Annotated in this window: 20 protein-coding genes and 12 tRNA genes; 30 read left to right on the top strand and 2 right to left on the bottom strand. The window is 47.4% G+C overall.

All coding sequences use genetic code 11. The features are described 5' to 3' along the window. Positions 1-30: 30 nt before the first annotated feature. Entirely contained in the window at positions 31-897 is an 867-nt protein-coding gene (locus Q9M42_RS13665) for a GerMN domain-containing protein (RefSeq protein ID WP_322527013.1), read from the bottom strand. A 427-nt stretch (positions 898-1324) separates the two neighbouring features. Here Q9M42_RS13665 and Q9M42_RS13660 point away from each other — a divergent pair, with 427 nt between their 5' ends. From Q9M42_RS13660 to Q9M42_RS13645, 4 genes are all read left to right on the top strand, one after another. Further along, entirely contained in the window at positions 1325-1798 is a 474-nt protein-coding gene (locus Q9M42_RS13660) for a sigma-70 family RNA polymerase sigma factor (RefSeq protein WP_322527012.1), read from the top strand. Continuing rightward, entirely contained in the window at positions 1795-3051 is a 1257-nt protein-coding gene (locus Q9M42_RS13655) for a hypothetical protein (protein ID WP_322527011.1), read from the top strand. The genes Q9M42_RS13660 and Q9M42_RS13655 overlap by 4 nt, the downstream gene beginning before the upstream one ends. 91 nt (positions 3052-3142) lie before the next feature. Then, positions 3143-3403: a metal-sensitive transcriptional regulator gene (locus Q9M42_RS13650; protein ID WP_322527010.1), complete on the top strand. Its 261-nt coding sequence runs from the start codon at positions 3143-3145 to the stop codon at positions 3401-3403. Positions 3404-3465: 62 nt separating this feature from the next. Beyond that, the gene (locus tag Q9M42_RS13645) at positions 3466-3774 is read left to right on the top strand and encodes a hypothetical protein (RefSeq protein WP_322527009.1); all 309 of its coding nucleotides are present in this window, start codon (positions 3466-3468) and stop codon (positions 3772-3774) included. On the opposite strand, the gene Q9M42_RS13640 is transcribed toward Q9M42_RS13645, so the two are convergent. Beyond that, positions 3766-4548, bottom strand: coding sequence for a rhomboid family intramembrane serine protease (locus tag Q9M42_RS13640; protein ID WP_322527008.1), 783 nt, complete (start codon positions 4546-4548; stop codon positions 3766-3768). The genes Q9M42_RS13645 and Q9M42_RS13640 overlap by 9 nt on opposite strands. 115 nt (positions 4549-4663) lie before the next feature. Between Q9M42_RS13640 and acpS the strand changes: the two genes are divergently transcribed. From acpS to Q9M42_RS13510, 26 genes are all read left to right on the top strand, one after another. Next, on the top strand, positions 4664-5029 hold the full coding sequence (gene acpS, locus Q9M42_RS13635) for a holo-ACP synthase (protein WP_322527007.1): 366 nt from the start codon (positions 4664-4666) through the stop codon (positions 5027-5029). Between the two features lies 1 nt (position 5030). Next, positions 5031-6572, top strand: a complete 1542-nt coding sequence (locus tag Q9M42_RS13630; RefSeq protein WP_322527006.1) for an NAD(P)H-hydrate dehydratase — start codon at positions 5031-5033, stop codon at positions 6570-6572. A gap of 15 nt (positions 6573-6587) precedes the next feature. Beyond that, complete coding sequence (alr, locus tag Q9M42_RS13625) at positions 6588-7739, top strand: alanine racemase (protein WP_322527005.1); 1152 nt, start codon at positions 6588-6590, stop codon at positions 7737-7739. A 105-nt stretch (positions 7740-7844) separates the two neighbouring features. Next, positions 7845-8132, top strand: coding sequence for a CopG family ribbon-helix-helix protein (locus Q9M42_RS13620; RefSeq protein ID WP_322527004.1), 288 nt, complete (start codon positions 7845-7847; stop codon positions 8130-8132). A 317-nt stretch (positions 8133-8449) separates the two neighbouring features. Beyond that, the gene (locus tag Q9M42_RS13615) at positions 8450-9295 is read left to right on the top strand and encodes an STAS domain-containing protein (RefSeq protein WP_322527003.1); all 846 of its coding nucleotides are present in this window, start codon (positions 8450-8452) and stop codon (positions 9293-9295) included. 4 nt (positions 9296-9299) lie between these two features. After that, the gene (locus tag Q9M42_RS13610; RefSeq protein ID WP_022792604.1) at positions 9300-9656 is read left to right on the top strand and encodes an STAS domain-containing protein; all 357 of its coding nucleotides are present in this window, start codon (positions 9300-9302) and stop codon (positions 9654-9656) included. A 2-nt stretch (positions 9657-9658) separates the two neighbouring features. Further along, positions 9659-10072: an anti-sigma regulatory factor gene (locus Q9M42_RS13605; protein WP_022792605.1), complete on the top strand. Its 414-nt coding sequence runs from the start codon at positions 9659-9661 to the stop codon at positions 10070-10072. 12 nt (positions 10073-10084) lie between these two features. Continuing rightward, positions 10085-11098 carry a PP2C family protein-serine/threonine phosphatase gene (locus tag Q9M42_RS13600; RefSeq protein WP_319632359.1) on the top strand — a complete coding sequence of 338 codons (1014 nt, stop codon included), beginning with the start codon at positions 10085-10087 and terminating at the stop codon, positions 11096-11098. 90 nt (positions 11099-11188) lie between these two features. Beyond that, positions 11189-11524, top strand: a complete 336-nt coding sequence (locus Q9M42_RS13595) for an STAS domain-containing protein (protein ID WP_322527002.1) — start codon at positions 11189-11191, stop codon at positions 11522-11524. Next, entirely contained in the window at positions 11524-12015 is a 492-nt protein-coding gene (gene rsbW, locus Q9M42_RS13590) for an anti-sigma B factor RsbW (RefSeq protein ID WP_322527001.1), read from the top strand. The genes Q9M42_RS13595 and rsbW overlap by 1 nt, the downstream gene beginning before the upstream one ends. Beyond that, positions 11969-12775 (top strand): RNA polymerase sigma factor SigB, encoded by an 807-nt coding sequence (gene sigB / locus Q9M42_RS13585; RefSeq protein ID WP_022792609.1) that lies wholly within the window; start codon positions 11969-11971, stop codon positions 12773-12775. Before rsbW ends, sigB begins: the two co-directional genes overlap by 47 nt. Further along, positions 12775-13377, top strand: coding sequence for a PP2C family serine/threonine-protein phosphatase (locus tag Q9M42_RS13580; protein ID WP_322527000.1), 603 nt, complete (start codon positions 12775-12777; stop codon positions 13375-13377). Before sigB ends, Q9M42_RS13580 begins: the two co-directional genes overlap by 1 nt. 170 nt (positions 13378-13547) lie before the next feature. Then, positions 13548-15707, top strand: a complete 2160-nt coding sequence (locus Q9M42_RS13575; RefSeq protein ID WP_322526999.1) for a Tex family protein — start codon at positions 13548-13550, stop codon at positions 15705-15707. A 56-nt stretch (positions 15708-15763) separates the two neighbouring features. Beyond that, positions 15764-16213: a SprT family protein gene (locus tag Q9M42_RS13570; RefSeq protein WP_322526998.1), complete on the top strand. Its 450-nt coding sequence runs from the start codon at positions 15764-15766 to the stop codon at positions 16211-16213. 168 nt (positions 16214-16381) lie between these two features. After that, positions 16382-16456, top strand: a tRNA-Asn gene (locus tag Q9M42_RS13565). A gap of 2 nt (positions 16457-16458) precedes the next feature. Next, positions 16459-16549: transfer RNA gene (locus Q9M42_RS13560), tRNA-Ser, on the top strand. Between the two features lie 8 nt (positions 16550-16557). Further along, a tRNA-Glu gene (locus Q9M42_RS13555) sits at positions 16558-16632 on the top strand. Between the two features lie 5 nt (positions 16633-16637). Further along, positions 16638-16713 (top strand) — tRNA-Val (locus Q9M42_RS13550). 18 nt (positions 16714-16731) lie between these two features. Beyond that, a tRNA-Asp gene (locus Q9M42_RS13545) sits at positions 16732-16807 on the top strand. Positions 16808-16824: 17 nt separating this feature from the next. Further along, positions 16825-16899 (top strand) — tRNA-Gln (locus Q9M42_RS13540). A 7-nt stretch (positions 16900-16906) separates the two neighbouring features. After that, positions 16907-16992: transfer RNA gene (locus tag Q9M42_RS13535), tRNA-Leu, on the top strand. A gap of 20 nt (positions 16993-17012) precedes the next feature. Continuing rightward, positions 17013-17100, top strand: a tRNA-Leu gene (locus tag Q9M42_RS13530). Positions 17101-17106: 6 nt separating this feature from the next. Then, positions 17107-17183 (top strand) — tRNA-Arg (locus Q9M42_RS13525). Positions 17184-17210: 27 nt separating this feature from the next. Then, positions 17211-17287, top strand: a tRNA-Pro gene (locus Q9M42_RS13520). A 7-nt stretch (positions 17288-17294) separates the two neighbouring features. Then, positions 17295-17368, top strand: a tRNA-Gly gene (locus Q9M42_RS13515). A gap of 46 nt (positions 17369-17414) precedes the next feature. Then, positions 17415-17491 (top strand) — tRNA-Ile (locus Q9M42_RS13510). The last annotated feature ends 232 nt before the right edge of the window (positions 17492-17723 follow it).

Genomic DNA, 17723 nt, shown 5'->3' with positions numbered 1-17723 from the left:
GTGTGCGGGCGCTTTTTTATATACCTGGCGTTAGTTACTGCCATAAAGCTCCGAAGGATCCGTCGCTTCGACAGGCTGGTCGATTTCCCGGTGTCCGTAAAAGTCCGTGACAACTTCGCCGTCAATAAGAATCTGAGTCTGGCCGTATCCAAACTGGTCCATTAACACTGCCAGCTGTTCCAGAAATGCGAGCTCGAGAGTGCTTCCCACTGTAGTAGCATCAAGGACGGAAGGTTCAAAGGAAACATAGGCAGTGTTGTCTTTAAATTCGACGAACTGTACTTCGGTTTCTACTGGAAGCGGGCTGACGGCATCTTCTGTTTCAGGGCCGTCGAGCCATGCCTGCACAGCTTCAAACGGCAGGTCGTTTTCAGACGCTGCTTCGAGGCTGCGGGTTTCAGAAATTGTATTTATCAAATCGCTGTCGAGGTAGTAAACGGTCACTTCTTCTGTTACAGCCTCTTCTTCTTCGGAAGCTGAGGTGCTGTTAGCTTCTGTATCTGTAGTGTCAGCAGAATCAGTAGACTCTTCGGCGGTTGCTTCTTCAGCGCTGTTGGTGGTGTCCTCAGAAGCACTTTCTTCTGCTGCATCATCTTCGGCGGCGGTGTCTGAAGAGTCTGCGCTCTCTTCTTCATTTTCAGCGCTAGTTTCTTCTGTACCGGCACTGTCTTCACTAGAAGTGTCATTTTCTTCAGATTCCTCTTCTTCGGAAGCCGCATTTTTATCTCCCTGCTCTTCATTTTCTTCGCTTACACTTTCCTCTTCTCCGTTGGCTTCAACAGAGGCTGTTTCATTTGCTTTTTCGCTGTTTTCCTTGTTTTCGCTATTTTCGGTGCCGCAGGCGCTGAGAGTAATGATGGCTGTGGCAGCAACTGCTAAAAATGAAAATCTTTTCATAGAATCCCCCCGGTCAAATATTAAATTTAGTTTACAATTAATACAATGTTGTTACATAATTATACCATGTTTCAAAATAAAGAAAGGTTCAAATCCTCCAAATGAACATAAACAGGACTTTACTAATGTTAAATCAGAACGTGAAAGCAGCGGGGGGCTTTTCGGAAAAAAACGTGGAAATGCTATAATAGTGCGAAGTATATTGCTAATATCCTACGGGGCATCAGCAGAAGAATTAAACTTTGAATATACATAAACAGAAAATGGTTGGAAATGTAATTTCTTTTTTCACTTTCCATCAATAAAATTACCGGTGTAACTAAAAAAGACAGGGAACGTCTACATTAAGGAAGTGTTCATCATGCATGATGAGTTTGAAAGGCTATATGAACAATATCATCACTCCCTTTTCCAATATTTATTTTATATGGTCCGAGATCGTGAAACAGCCGAGGAGCTGGTCCAGGAGGTTTACATTAAAGTGCTGCATTCCTTTGAAACATTTGAAGGCAAAAGCAGTGAAAAAACCTGGCTTTATTCTATCGCCAGACATGTCGGCATAGACTGGATCCGCAAGCAAAACAGAAAGAAGCGCAAATGGCTGGGAGTGCTCGGTCCTTTATCAAAAGAGGAAATGCGTGACCCGGCTCCTCTTCCAGATGAGATTCTCACTGCGAAAGACGATGTGCGTGAAATTTATGAATGCATGAAAGCGTGCTCCCCGGACCAGCGGCAGGTATTAATGCTGCGTTATGTGGAATCGCTCTCGATCAAAGAGGCAGCCGAAGTGCTCGGGTGGTCGGAGAGTAAGGTGAAAACGACCCAGCACCGGGCCGTGAAAAAAATACAGGACTTAATGGAAAGCAGGGAAAATTTAGAAGAAAGGAGGGCAGGAGATTGAAGAAGCATAATCGTTCCAGGGAACGGATTGAACACTCATTAAAGCAAATGCCCCGGGTGCAGGATAAACGATCTAAAAATGAAATCTACCATAATATTCAGGATCAGCTGGACTCAAAGAAAAGACACCGTACGCACCGGCGCTGGCCGGCTCCTGTTTTTACCTCGGCGGCAGTTCTCCTACTAGCGATACTTATCGTTCCTGGAATATGGTGGACTTCGAATCAGACGGCTTCCCCTTCTCAGGAAGAGAACGCCGAAGACGAGAATGAGGCCGGAGATTCAGAGTCAGTTGAACAACAGGAAACGGAAAATACAGCTGAAAACGAGACAGACAACGCAGTGCCTGAAGAATCTGAGCCGGCAGAAAGCGGTACTGAAGAAGAAAACCCGCCGATAATTCAGGAAGATACGAAAGAAAGCGGAGAAACACCAGATAGGTATGTATCTGCGCTTACTAAAGAAGAAGGAAGCGGCAGTGTGAACGCTGTGACGATTCCTTTTGAAAGTGTACAGGGGTCGGTCATTGTCCCTTTAACATTTGTGGCAGAAACGGGCCTGAAAGAGCTTTTGAATTTTATTACGGAAGAAGTAGATGGAAATGAATTTGGGCTCGGCCCTGCTATGACTGAAAAGATATCCTGGGAGAATGCAGAGAATGGGAGTATCGAAGCGGCAGTATCCTCCGAAATCACGGCTGCGGAATCCGGCCGGGTCGAGCGCGGCATTGAAGAACTTGTCCGTTATTTAGGTGAAAAAGGGATAGAAGTATCAAATATACCTGATGAAAGCAGCGGAAATGAAGAAGAAATAGATGTCCAGGATATTGAGGAGAATCGCGGCTATTATTTATATGATGTAGATGATGCCTCTTATTTAGTGACTGGTGAAGGAGCGGGGATTTCTACTACGAATGAAAACGGCACTCTGCTTTCTTTAGAGGAAACGCTGGTGAAAATGAACGAAGAACCTGAAACTGCTGAAGTGAGAGCTCCGATTCCCGGCTCTCTTACTGTAGGGAATGTAGAAGATGAAGGTGAATCAGTAACTATCAGTCTGGCTGGTTCTCTCGAAGACACGTCTATGGAGGTTCAGCAGGCGATGATTGATGCGGTAGGGCTCGCAGCAGCTGATTTTGGGTACGAGTCCATAAAGTTTACCTCTGAGAACAGTGACTCACTTGGAGAAGTACCGCTCAACCAAAGATGGGAAGTTCCTGCAGCACCTAATACGATTGAATGGAGAGCAGGCTGATTGAAAATTTATTAGAGGGTGTAGGAAATTACCAATTATTTCATGTATAATGGCAATGTACATTTTAAATACATTGGAGGCCGCTTAACTCATGGAATATGATGCTAATATTAAAAATAGACTCCGCCGTGTCGAAGGACAGGTGCGGGGTGTTCTTCGGATGATGGAAGAAGGGCAGGACTGCCGGGATACTGTAGGGCAGATGTCAGCTGCTCGTTCCGCGATGGACCGCGCGATCGGTGTAATTGTCAGTGAAAACCTGGAACAATGCATGCGTGAACAGATGGAACGAGGGGAAGATACTAGTCAATCTGTCCAAGAAGCTGTCAATCTGCTCGTAAAAAGCAGATAAACGAAAAAGAGGCCACTTCTGCGGGAAGGGCCTCTTTTCTATCTGGGGAAAGCAGTTATTATATGGAGATAATTATGCCGCGCCACTATCCGGCTTCTTCCGCTTTTCTTGATGTCCAGCTACGTCCCGCAGTCGCTTATTCCGTTGGCCTCCCTGGCTTCCTTGGCTCTGGCCAAGTCCAGCCAGGGGGGGCAGGCCAGCCGGATAAGGCTCCTGTGCCGCGGGGCTCCGCTTTTCTTGATGTCCAGCTCCAGAAGCCAGTGGCGGCAGGTCTCTTCAGCTCTTCTTTCCAAGTGAAAGAGCCACTTGGCAAAAGAGCTTCCAGATCCCGCGCCACTATCCGGCTTCTTCCGCTTTTCTTTTTACATTAGCGCGGCGATGACGAGCTGGATCACCCGGAGAAGCACGGCGCCGACAATGACGTAGGCGGCAATTAGAGCGATTCGTCTTCCTACTTTCTGGGCAGTCACCGCACGTACTTTCCGGCGCGGCCTGCGAATGTCGGAAGAAGGCCCGAATCCCTGGGAGAAATAGAAGGGAACTGCATTTTTTAAAAACATAGGAATCAGCCCGAACCCGGCAACGAACCCAAATAGGTGCGCCCATATGTTGACGCCGGAATTCAGAAGGGTGAACACCATGCCTATCACAAGAAGAACGACAACTATCTGGGCGCTTGAAGGGTCAATAAGGTGACGGCGGTTCATCATAATAAATACATAAGCACCAAACAGTCCGTAAATGGCTCCAGAGGCACCCAAATGTGACAAGTAGAGCGAACCGAAAAACAGTGTCGCAATATTTCCAATAACTCCGGCTGTCAAATAGAATATAAGAAATTTGAGCCGGCCGAGCATGAATTCAAGCGGCGGTCCGAAAAGCAGCAGCGCAAAGGAGTTAAAAAGCACGTGCCCAAAAGACGTATGTAAAAACACTGGAGTAAGAAGGCGCCAGTATTCTCCGCTCTGAATAGCGAAGTTGTTGCCGACCATCAAATAATAAATAACTTCCCCGAACGGAATCAGGCCGTTCGTTAATTCCGAAAGATTGACCCAGAAAAACAATAGCAGGTGGACCGCTAATATAATTGAGATTACGGGGTAGCGTCTTATAAATGTAGAAAAAGTTTCGTGGCGGATAAACAAGTGGGTTAGTCCCCTTTCTGGTGACGGGTATACTAAAGTGTATAAGTATGTACGGTCAGTGTAGCATGAATAAATAAAGGAATACACGAAAAGCGTTGCGGGAAGGGAGAAAGTAATGATTAAAGGAATAGGCGTTGATATCATTGAGTTAGAGCGAATTGAGCGCTCTTTGGAGCAGGAAAAATTTTTGCCGCGAATTTTAAATGAAGATGAATTACGGGCCTGCGGACATTTTTCCGGCAAACGGCTGATAGAATTCACAGCAGGAAGGTTTGCTGCCAAGGAAGCGTTTGTAAAGGCAGCAGGCACCGGCATCTCTTCGCAGACAGGCTTTCACGATATTACAGTGAGCAATGGAGAGCGGGGGGAGCCGTTGCTCCGCTGCGAAGGCTACGAAGCATATACTATCCATGTTTCCATCAGTCACTCGCGGGACAGTGCGGTGGCTCAGGTTATTATTGAAGAAAGGGGCGGCGAATAGGATGCAGATCGTAACAAGTAAAGAAATGCAGCAGCTCGATCAATACACCATCGGAACACTTGGGATGAAAGAAGAGCTGCTAATGGAAAATGCGGGACGGGCTGCGGCAGGTGCCATACATGATATGTATCCTGAAGGGCGTAAAGCGGTTATCTTTGCAGGGAAGGGAAACAACGGGGGCGACGGCTTCGTTATCGCCAGGACCCTCTCCTCTCTTGGGTGGGGTGTTTCTGTATATCTGCTGGCGGAGGAGGATGCCCTTTCCGGAGGAGCATTGTATCATAAGAATTTGTACCTTGCCTGCGGGCTTCCGCTGACAGCAGGCACCGGCGTTCCTGACCCAGAATCGCCGGAGGAAGGGATTATTTACATTGATGCAATGCTTGGAACCGGGATTCACGGAGAGTTGAAGGAGCCTTTTTATTCTGCCGGAAAGTGGCTGAACAGCATAACAGCACCGGTTGTAGCTGTAGATATTCCCACGGGAGTGCCGGCGAATGAGGAAGAACTTCCCGGTATGGCAGTGAATGCAGACTCTACAGTAATTCTTGAAGCTCCTACACTGAGCACGTACCTGTATCCGGCGAGGCACTATTACGGTGACATTCAAATTGTACCGATCGGCGTACCTCAGGCTTCCTGGAAGGCATTGGATCAGAAAAGGCAGACGTGGGATCTAACCGACGCAGCTAAAAGTCTGCCGGAACGGACGCAGGAGTCGCACAAGGGCGATAACGGCAAAGGACTGCTGATAGCAGGTGCTTATAATATGCCAGGCGCCCCGGCCATCGCTTCGAACGCCTGCCTGCATGCCGGCATCGGCCTTCTGACCACAAGCGTACCGGAGTCTGCATTGAGCGCCGTCGCTTCCCATGTGCTCGAAGCAACCTACTTTCCGCTGCCTGAAACGGAGGACGGTCAAGTAGCCGATTTACAGGAAACGCCGTTCCCGTGGGACGGAATGGACGGTGTTGCAGCCGGCTCTGGGCTTGGCCGGACAGAAAGTACGAAAGTATTAACGAAGCGGCTCCTGACAGAGACACAAACGCCGCTCGTGCTGGATGCAGATGGACTGTATTTTCTGCCGGAGCTGGAGGAAGAAATGATAAACAGAGAATACCCGCTGATTTTGACTCCGCACCCCGGTGAAATGGGCCGCCTCACAGGTCTTTCGCCAAAGGAGGTCAATGCAGAGCGGTTTAAGATTTCACGCGAATACGCGCGTAAATTCGGCTGCTATCTTGTGCTGAAGGGGCCAAACACGATTATTGCAACCCCTGAAGGCAGGCAGTATGTGAGTACCAGCGGCAGCAGTGCCCTTGCTAAGGGAGGATCCGGGGACGCACTGACCGGCATTGTGCTTGCGATGATGCTTCAGGGTCCAACAGTGGAAGAGGGAGTTTGTAATGCAGTCTACACACACGGCTTGGCTGCAGAAATTGCGATAAATGAAGGGATATCGGATTATTCGTTTACTGCATCCAATTTGATCGATTATTTGCCGAAAGCCCTGACTTTCATTCAGACACAAAAGAAACGATAGAAAAGAGGAGTCATCATGGCGTTTTCCAGCGAATCCTACCGGGATACGTGGGTGGAGATCAATACAGAAAATATTAAATACAACATTCGTGAAGTGAGGAAACTTCATGCAGAAAACGTGGCCGTAATGGCCGTAGTGAAAGCGGACGGCTACGGACACGGGGCAGCCGCAACGGCTGTGGCAGCAGCGGAGGCGGGGGCATCCTATTTCGGGGTGGCGCTGCTTGAAGAAGCGCTCGAACTGCGGGAAGCCGGCATAGAACTGCCCATCCTTGTGCTTGGCAGAACACGGCCGCAGGACGCCCTGGTGGCTGCCCGCCACGATATTCGGCTCACGGTCTTTCAGGAAGAATGGCTAAAAGAAGCTTCCCGGTATACAGCCGGGGAATCACTTTTCATTCATATGAAAGTAGACACCGGCATGGGCCGGCTGGGATTGATAAATGACGAAGAAATTACTTCTTTTCTGGCTACGGTAAACCAGCTTTCCTCTATAGAAATGGAAGGTATGTATACGCATTTCGCTACCGCTGATGAACTGGAGACTGCGTATTTTGAACAGCAGTATGCCCGTTTTTCCCGAGTGGTTGCTCTGGTACGGCAGATGGGGAGCGCCCCCCGGCTGATTCACTGTGGTAACAGCGCAGCAGCTATGCGTTTTCCGGAGCGCTGCTTTAATATGGTCCGCTTCGGCATTTCGATGTATGGATTGACCCCTGCAGCCGATATTACCGGTCATCTTCCATTTGAACTGAAGGAAGCATTCACGCTTCACAGCCGCCTCACTCAAGTGAAAGAAGTCCCGCCTGGCACAAGTATCAGCTACGGAGCAATTTATACCTCCACGGGAAATGAATGGATAGGTACTGTGCCTATCGGTTATGCAGATGGTTGGCTGAGAGCGCACGCTGAAAATCAGGGAGAGGTATTGGCAGGAGGCTTTCGCGTACCTATTGTAGGACGAATCTGTATGGATCAGATGATGGTTCGGCTGCCGCATGAATTCCCGGTGAATACGGAAGTGACACTGATTGGCAGCCAGAAAGAGGAAACGATCAGCGTGACGGAAGTAGCCGACCGCCTTGGAACGATTACATACGAAGTCACCTGTACCATCAGTAAACGTGTACCCCGGGTATATACTCCCGAAAACAGGTTTGAACCCTGATTTTATGAAAAACGCGCTTTGCAAACAGCATATATAAATGCTATGATGAATTAAGTAATGATTAAGGGATGGTAATCTAAAAGGGTCAACCTGGAGGTGTGTGGAGTGCATCAGAAAAGCACTAAGCAGATTAAGGTCAGCCTGCCTGACTATCTTCTTGACGAACTTGATGGAATGATTGAAGAGGGGCAGCAGAGCTCAAACCGCAACGAATTTATTCATCAAGCCACGGAGATGTATTTAAAAGAACGTCAACGTCTGGAGTTTCAAGAAGCGATGAAGCAAGGGTATGAAGAAATGAGCAGTATCAATTTAAATATTGCTGCTGAGTCATTTGAGGCAGAAACAGAAGTGGATCACTCTTTAAATCGCCGATTGCTTAGCGGAATCTGAAACACTCGAAATTATATTTCTTCTTTTAAAGAAACAGAGATGAATAAAAAAGCTGCTTGCCTGTCTGTGAATGGCGGGCAGCTTTTTTATTGTAATAAATTTTATTCAGGAATATATATGATTGCAGCCATAATTGTTTGCGCTAAAGTATTATACATGGAATAATACTAAATAGAGTATGATAGTGTACAGGTGTACCATTAACAAACTATACAGTACAAAACAATACAAAGTATGCACCAGTCCGGGCATTAACATATGAAATTTATCCCCCGCCCATTAAACGGAAATGGACAGACTAGATGGAGGAATTCACGATGCATTCATCTGTAGTGCAGGCCATCAATGACCATCAGGAACAGTTGGTTTCCAAATGGAAAGAAGAGATGGCCCGGGTTCAGGAAGAATATTTTGAAAACTCCCTTCCTGATGATTTAGTATTCACAAACAACGAAGAATTTATTGATGTGCTGTACAGCTCAGTCCGTTTAGAGCGGTCGGAAGCCAAAGGTAAAATCAAGCGTTTTGCGGAACGGCTTATCCAGACCGACTGGCCGCTGAGCTATTTTACGCAGGGAATGCAGGTGTTTCGGCGCGTCATTACTGCCTACATTGTGCCATATATTAATAATGCAGATGAGGACAGCGTCCGCTTGATTGTAGAAGTAGAAGAATGGGTGGATGCGATCGTGAACCAGCTGGTTGATGATTATTCCGATTCATGGGTAAAGACACTCGAACTTCAGCAGATGGCTCTAAATGAACTTTCTGCTCCTCTTATTCCTGTCTTTGAAAAAGTCAGTGTCATGCCATTAATTGGAGCGATCGACACCGAGCGGGCAAAGCTTATTATGGAGAATTTGCTCGACGGTATTATTCAGCATCGTTCCCAGGTGGTTTTAATTGATATAACCGGTGTGCCGGTAGTGGATACGATGGTGGCAAACCATATCATTCAGGCCTCTAAAGCGGTGAGGCTGGTAGGGGCGGAGTGCATTCTGGTCGGTATCCGTCCGGAAATTGCCCAGACAATTGTAAACCTGGGTATTGATCTGAGTACCTTCCCAACGAAGAGCAGCCTGCGCAAGGGCATTGAATCAGCGCTTGAGCTGACGCAGCGCAAAATGGTTCAGATAGAGAATGGAGCAGAATGGAGGGCATAAGTCGATGCGGATTCCAATCTTAAAACTAAGTCATTATTTATTGATTTCAGTGCAAGTAGATCTAGATGATCAAACAGCTCTTCAGTTTCAGGAAGACCTGCTGAGCAAAATTCACGAAGAAGGTTCTACAGGCGTAGTGATTGATTTAACCTCTGTGGATATGATTGACTCGTTTATCGCCAAAGTGCTGGGCGACGTCGTGGAAATGTCCAATTTAATGGGAGCGAAAGTTGTTCTGACGGGGATTCAGCCTGCAGTAGCGATCACTCTGATAGATATGGGCATTATGCTTGAAGAAGTACCAACGGCACTAGATCTTGAGCAGGGACTTGAGAAACTTCAACAGGAATTGGAGGGGTAAGCATGAGTATCCAATCCAGTGTTGAAGTGCAGACCGAATGGGGTATCGTATCAGCCAGGCAGGCCGGACGAAATTTAGCCAAGGAAATAGGGTTTGGCGGTGTGGATCAGGCGCGGATAACGACAGCCATTTCAGAGCTGGCAAGAAACATCTACCTGTACGCTGAAAAGGGGGAAATCGTTATCGAAGCGGTGGAAGAAACCCGGGGGACCCAGAAGAAGAAGGGCATAAAGATTACGGCCAAGGACCGCGGACCTGGCATAAAGAACATAAGAGAAGTAATGGAAGACGGATATACTACTTCGGGTGGTTTAGGAGCCGGACTTCCAGGAGTGAGAAGACTAATGGATGATTTTGACGTTGACTCCGTGATGGAAGAGGGTACAACGATAACGGCAATCAAATGGCTCCGTTAAGGAGGAAAAACGTTGGCTGAGTCGAAAGAATTGTTACATGACCAATACGCGAATATTTTACGGGCGTATTTAGAAGAGCAGAGCGAACAGGGGCTTTATTATGCCCAGCAGTTCAGTAAAAGAGTGCTAGAGGAACAGATTTCCCCGGAAGAAGTGGTCAGCCTTCATTTAGAGGTGCTCGAGGAGTTCTTTCCGGATCTTCCTAAAGGAGCTCATGAATCATTTGAGCTCCTTCTCGAGGTAATGATGGGGTATGGACTGGCTTACCGGGAACACCAGAGCCTTCGTGATAAAACAAAGGAACTCGAAGCAGAAATTAACGTGGCTGCGAATATGCAGCAGACGTTTCTTCCGGATGAAATTCCACACGTAAATGGTTTAGATGTGGGGGTTCTAAGTGTCCCTGCGTCGAAAATGAGCGGTGATTATTACCATTTCGTTAAAGACGACCACGACTGTGTCGGTCTTGCGATTGCTGATATTATCGGTAAAGGGATACCGGCCGCTTTATGTATGTCAATGATCAAGTACACAATGGATAGTTATCCGGAGCAGCGTTTGCAGCCCGGGGCTTTACTTGAAAATGTAAACCGGGTGGTGGAGCAGAATATTGCTTCGAACATGTTCATTACGATGATGTACGGCTCCTATGATTCACGCTCCCATCAATTTAACTATGCAGGAGCGGGGCACGAGCCCGGTTTCTACTATAAGGCAGCTGAAGATACGTTTGAAGAGCTTCATGCCAAAGGCATTGTTCTTGGCATTAAGCGGAACACTAACTATAAGGAATATCAACTCACGGTGGAACCGGGAGATTTTGTTGTGCTCTTATCAGACGGCGTTACCGAATGCAGAACCGACGACGGCTTTATTGAGCGTGAAGCTATTACGCGACTCATCCGCACGTATCAGCATCTGCCTGCCCAGGAAATTGTCAATCACGTATTCTATGAACTGGAAAGAGCCCAGGGCTTTCAGCTTCGTGACGACTTTACATTGATTATACTGCGCAGAAATGTTTAACCAGATTGCAATCTGGGAAAGATGAGAAAGATGCACGTTTAAAAAATCGTAATTTATATATAGCAGCATGGTTATGAGGAGGTTTACTAAATGAATTTATCGACAGAAGTGGTAGAAAAATCAGATAAAAAGAAAATTTTGAAAGTAGCCGGGGAAGTGGATGCGTATACGGCTCCGGAATTGAAAGCGAACTTAAACCCGCTGACAGAAGAAGAAGGCGCAGAAGTGGTAGTGGACCTCACAGAGGTAAGCTATATCGACAGCACCGGCCTTGGTATATTTATTGGCGCTTTGAAGTCAGCCGAAAATCATGACGCTACGCTTCGTCTGACAGGGCTGAATGAACGTGTGAAGCGTTTGTTTACCATTACCGGACTTGATGAAGTAATCACTATTGATGATGAAAATACAGAGGAGGCCAAATAATGGAACGCCAGTCAGATTATTTGGAAATGACCCTTCCGGCCAAGCCTCAATATGTTGGAATCGCCCGTCTGACAGTTTCAGGACTCGCAAACCGCCTCGGTTTTTCTTACGATGACATTGAGGACATTAAAATTGCGATAGCGGAAGCATGCACAAATGTGGTCAACCATGCGTACGAAGAAACCGGAAATATGCATCTATCATGTAATGTGTTTGAAGATCGGGTGGAAATGATCGTGGCAGACACAGGCCAAAGCTTTGTCCTTGAAGAACTGGATCAAAACCTTGGTCCTGTAGACAGCAAAAAACCGATCGAAGAGCTGAAAGAGGGGGGACTTGGACTGTTCCTCATAGACACATTGATGGATAAAGTAGAAATCAGCGGCGAAAACGGAGTGGCTATTTCTATGACAAAGTTTCTGCAAAGAGACGAGGTGGAAAATAATGTCGACGGAGTCTCAACCGAAACAAACGCGCAAGAACAAAAATAACGGCACGAGTGAAGAGGTTTACGAATGGATCCGCCAGTTTCAGGAAGACCCGACTGAAGAAATTCAGACTAAGCTTGTACAGCATTATGAACCGCTTGTGCAGTCTTTATCACGAAAATTTTCCCGGGGGCAGGACCATGATGACGATCTTTATCAAGTAGGTATGATTGGGCTTCTAGCAGCGCTGCGCCGTTTTGACGACTCCTTTAACAGGAGCTTTGAATCGTTTGCGGTCCCAACGATTGTAGGGGAAATCAAACGGTTTATCCGTGATAAAACGTGGAGCGTGCACGTACCGCGCCGTATTAAGGAGCTTGGCCCTAGAATTAAAAAAGCCGTGGAAGAGCTGACAACCCGTCTGCAGCGTTCCCCGTATGTAGACGAGATTGCCGAGTACCTCGAGGTAAGCGAGGAAGAAGTGCTCGAAACCATGGAAATGGGCAAAAGCTATCAGGCTTTATCTGTGGACCGCTCCATAGAAGCAGACCAGGAAGGCAGTGCCGTCACGCTGTTGGATCTTGTGGGCGCCAATGAAGAGGGATATGAAAAAACAGATCAGCAGCTGTTGCTCCAAAAAGCTTTTGCGGTTTTAACGGACAGAGAAAAAGAGATCCTGAGATGCACGTATTTTGAAAACTTAAGCCAAAAAGAAACGGGAGAGCAGCTGGGTATTTCTCAGATGCACGTTTCAAGACTGCAGCGAAGGGCTCTGCAGAAGCTGCGTGAATCTATAAGAGTGGAGCCTTCGGAGTGCCTGTAATGAAGGACTCCATTTCGAATACACAAGTGAATACCGCGGTCTTTCAAAAGACGAAGCCGGGCAACCGTGTGTGTGGAGACAGCTATCTCATAATCGAAACAGAGGATTTTTTTCTTTGCTCTGTAACGGACGGACTGGGGAGTGGCGAAGGTGCCAGGCAGTCCGCAGAGATAGCCATGAATATCATCAGGGCCCATAAACATGAATCCATTCCCATGCTATTGGAGCGCTGTAACCGGGCGCTTGTTTCTGAACGGGGAGTAGTCCTTGCGGTCATTAAAGTCTGCTATGAGGAGCAGGAATTGACCTATGGAAGCATTGGTAATATTACCTGCTATATTAGTGCTGATAATGAAGAAATCTTTCGGCCTGTTCCAATAAAGGGCTATCTTTCAGGCAGGAAGTTTCAATACCGGCTCGAGTACGTTCCTTTCAATAAGGGCATCTCTTTTGTTCTTCACTCGGACGGCATGACTGTATCCTCTGAAGACCAGCGAGCCCTGCCGTATATGCGTTCGGTAGAGGAATATAAAAACAGACTTGCTGAAAAAGCTGAAAACGAAAATGATGATGTTACTTTAATGGTTGGCGCATTAGGCTAAACCTCTTTCATCACTGCCGGTGATGGGAGGGGTTTTTTGTGTATAACAAGCGAAAACAGGCCAGGCGTTTTGATGTTATGATGAATTTGCCTCTTACATAGGCATACGTACGTTATAATATAATAAGCACAGATTTCGATCGATTGTTACGTTCGACAGGAGGAATACAAATGGAAAAAGAGATAAGCGGTGTCGCGTCCCAAATAGCTTCCGATCTTCAGATAAGGGAAAAGCATGTCACAAACATTATACATATGATTGAAGAGGGCAATACGGTTCCTTTCATTGCCCGTTACCGTAAAGAGCAGACCGGCGCCTCGGACGAAATGGTGATTCGGGACGTTCAGCAGGCCTGGAATTACGCAAATCAATTGGCTGAGCGCAAGGAAGAAGTACTTCGGCTGATTGATAAACAGGAAAAATTAACGCCGGAGTTAAGGCAATCCATCAATGGAGCCATACAGCTTCAGGAAGTAGAAGATCTGTATCGTCCTTATAAGCAAAAAAGAAGAACGAAGGCGACAGTGGCGAAAGAGAAAGGGCTTGAGCCTTTAGCGGAATGGCTCATGTCGCAGCCAAAAGAAGGATTGCCGGAGGAACAGGCGCGGGCGTATGTGAACGAAGAAGCCGGAGTGATAGATGCCGCAGCGGCACTTGAAGGAGCGAGGCATATTATCTCTGAACAGATTGCCGACGATGCCGGCATCCGCCACAGTGTCCGTGATCTCAGCTACAAACAGGGAAGGCTTCAGTCGGCGGCTAAAGATGAAACCAAGGATGATCGTGGTATCTACAGCATGTACTACGATCATGAAGAATCGCTGGCAAAGGCCCCGTCGCACCGTGTGTTAGCCATGAACCGTGGAGAAAGTGAAGGGGTACTGAAAATTTCCCTCCAGGCACCGGAAGACAGAATTCTTTCGACTATAGAAAAGAAAGTGGTGAAGCGTTTCGGCTCGCCCGCTGTTCCGCAGCTGAACGAAGCGATCCAGGACAGCTACAAACGTTTGATTGGTCCGGCAGTCGAGCGGGAGCTTCGAAAAGTCAAAACAGAAGAGGCGGAAACGCAGGCGATTTCTGTCTTCTCCGAAAATCTTCGAAATCTTCTGCTCCAGCCGCCGATGAAGGGGAAAACAGTACTTGGCGTAGACCCGGCTTACCGCACCGGCTGTAAATTGTCGGTCGTAGATGGCAATGGAAGATTGCTTGAGGTGGGGGTAATCTATCCGGTTCCGCCTAGAAATAAAGTAACCGAAGCGAAGAAAGAGGTATTTGCTTTAATTGAAAAGTACGATATACAGGTGATAGCTATAGGCAACGGCACGGCTTCGAGGGAAACAGAAGAATTTATCGCCGGGGTTGTAGAAGAAGCGGAAGAAGACGTTTCGTATATTATTGTAAACGAAGCTGGGGCGAGCGTATATTCTGCTTCGGAGGTCGCCCGTGAAGAATTTCCCGATCTTCAGGTTGAAGAACGAAGCGCAGCTTCCATCGCACGCAGGCTCCAGGATCCGTTGGCGGAGCTAGTGAAGATAGACCCTAAATCCATTGGGGTAGGGCAGTATCAGCACGACGTTTCGCAGACGAAACTGAATGAGTCGCTGACATTTGTCGTGGAGACAGCGGTAAACCAGGTAGGGGTAGATGTGAACAGTGCCTCGAGTAGTCTGCTTCAATATGTGGCCGGTCTTTCTAAAGCGGTGGCAAACAATGTGATAAAGCAAAGAGAAGCGCTTGAAGGCTTTACGAGCCGTAAAGAACTGCAGAAGGTACCGAGACTGGGAGCGAAAACGTATGAGCAGGCAGCTGGCTTTCTTCGGGTGCCGGAGTCTTCGAATCCATTCGACCGCACAGCCATTCACCCGGAAAGTTATCAGACGGCGGAACGGCTGCTCAGTCATCTGGAGCTTAAAGCAGCACAGGCCGGGACAAAAGAAATGAAAGACGTCCTTGAAAACCAGGATGTGCGTCAGCTTGCTGAAGCTCTTGAAGTAGGCGTCCCTACACTGCAGGATATTATCGAGGATTTAAAAAGACCGAACCGGGACCCCCGTGATACGTTTTCGAAGCCTCTCCTGAAAAAAGGCATCATGACTCTTGATGACCTGGAAAAGGGCATGGAGCTTCAGGGGACGGTCCGTAATGTAGTGGATTTTGGGGCCTTCATTGATGTAGGTGTAAAAGAAGACGGCCTCGTGCACATATCAAAGCTCGCCAACCGTTTTATTAAACATCCGATGGAGGTAGTTTCGGTAGGAGAGATAGTTACGGTATGGGTGGAGGATATTGATCAAAAACGGGGACGGGTAGCATTAACGATGGTAAACTAAATAGAGAATGAAAAAACAGAGGGGCTCGTACCTTCTGTTTTTTTAGGGAGGAAAAAATGACTGACAAAGAATTAACAGCTTTAACGCAGAAAATATCGGTGGAAAAATTTCAAAAGGTGTTTAAACACCGTGTTTCGTTTAATCAAAGGCTGCGGACTACCGGAGGAAGGTATGTGCTTTCTACAGGGAACATCGAAGTAAATCCAAAGTCGATGAATAATTATGGTCATCAGGAAGTGATTGATATTGTAAAGCATGAATTGTGCCATTATCATTTACATTTGGAAGGGAAAGGATACAAACATCAGGACAGGGAATTTCAGGAGCTGCTGAAGCAGGTAGGAGGCGCCATGCACTGCAGTTCTTTGGAACAGTACCGGTTAAAACAGAAAAAACGCTATCAGTATGCCTGTGAAAGCTGCCACATTTCTTTTAAAAGAACGAGACAGCTGGACACACGAAAATATGTATGTGCAGCCTGCAGAGGAGCATTGAAAAAAATATAGAAAAACCTTGACCAGTGTTTTTTCGATGTGATACATTATAAAAGTCGCTTGAGAGAGGGCGCTGCAAAAAACGGCAAAAAAAGCTGTAAATTCCCTTTTAAAAGCGTATTGACATTACATAATAGATCTTGTAGAATTTTCTTTGTCTCAAAAAAGAATTATTCACATTCCGCAGTAGCTCAGTGGTAGAGCAATCGGCTGTTAACCGATTGGTCGCAGGTTCGAATCCTGCCTGCGGAGCCATTGGAGAAGTACCCAAGTGGCTGAAGGGACTCCCCTGCTAAGGGAGTAGGTCGTGTAAACGGCGCGAGGGTTCAAATCCCTCCTTCTCCGCCATTTACTATGGCCCGTTGGTCAAGTGGTTAAGACACCGCCCTTTCACGGCGGTAACACGGGTTCGAATCCCGTACGGGTCACCATTTCTGGAGGATTAGCTCAGCTGGGAGAGCACCTGCCTTACAAGCAGGGGGTCGGCAGTTCGATCCTGTCATCCTCCACCATTTTCTTTATACAATTGAGGGCCTGTGGTGTAGCGGTTAACATGCCTGCCTGTCACGCAGGAGATCGCGGGTTCAAATCCCGTCAGGCCCGCCATTTTTTATCCAATATATTGGGCCATAGCCAAGCGGTAAGGCATCGGGTTTTGGTCCCGTGATGCGCTGGTTCGAATCCAGCTGGCCCAGCCAACAACACGCGGGTGTGGCGGAATCGGCAGACGCGCTAGATTTAGGATCTAGTGTCCTTGTGACGTGGGGGTTCAAGTCCCTTCACCCGCACCATTATATATTTATCGGTGTACGCGGTCGTGGCGGAATCGGCAGACGCGCTAGGTTGAGGGCCTAGTGGGAGTTTATCCCGTGGAGGTTCAAGTCCTCTCGACCGCACCATAATATGCGCCTGTAGCTCAGTTGGATAGAGCGTCTGACTACGGATCAGAAGGCCAGGGGTTCAAGTCCTCTCAGGCGCACCATTTACTTATATTTTTCAGCAGCATCTGCGGGAAGTAGCTCAGCTTGGTAGAGCACTTGGTTTGGGACCAAGGGGTCGCAGGTTCGAATCCTGTCTTCCCGACCATGTATTTGCGGGTGTAGTTTAGTGGTAAAACCTCAGCCTTCCAAGCTGATGTCGTGGGTTCGATTCCCATCACCCGCTCCATTTTTACAAAAAAATAAATTGCTTTAAGTTATTTTTTTGTGCCTGTGGGCCTGTAGCTCAGTTGGTCAGAGCGCACGCCTGATAAGCGTGAGGTCGGTGGTTCAAGTCCACTCAGGCCCACCATTATTTCCATTGACATTTAGTTGATCAAAGGTTATAATTTATGTGTCACTTTAAAAGGTGTTGACAGTTTAAGTGCACCATGTTAAATTGTTTAAGCTGCTTTTTTGAGCGGCAGATCGTTCTTTGAAAAGGAAAGACAAGCCAGAGCCCCAATCAAAAGAAACACATTTTTAGGGCATCTCTGATGCCACAGCATCAAACTTTTTACGGAGAGTTTGATCCTGGCTCAGGA

It is taken from the genome of Marinococcus luteus, assembly GCF_034497705.1.
GTDB lineage: Bacteria > Bacillota > Bacilli > Bacillales > Marinococcaceae > Marinococcus > Marinococcus luteus_A.
Note: the sequence above shows the minus strand (reverse complement) of the source record. Positions and strands in the feature narration are given on the sequence as shown.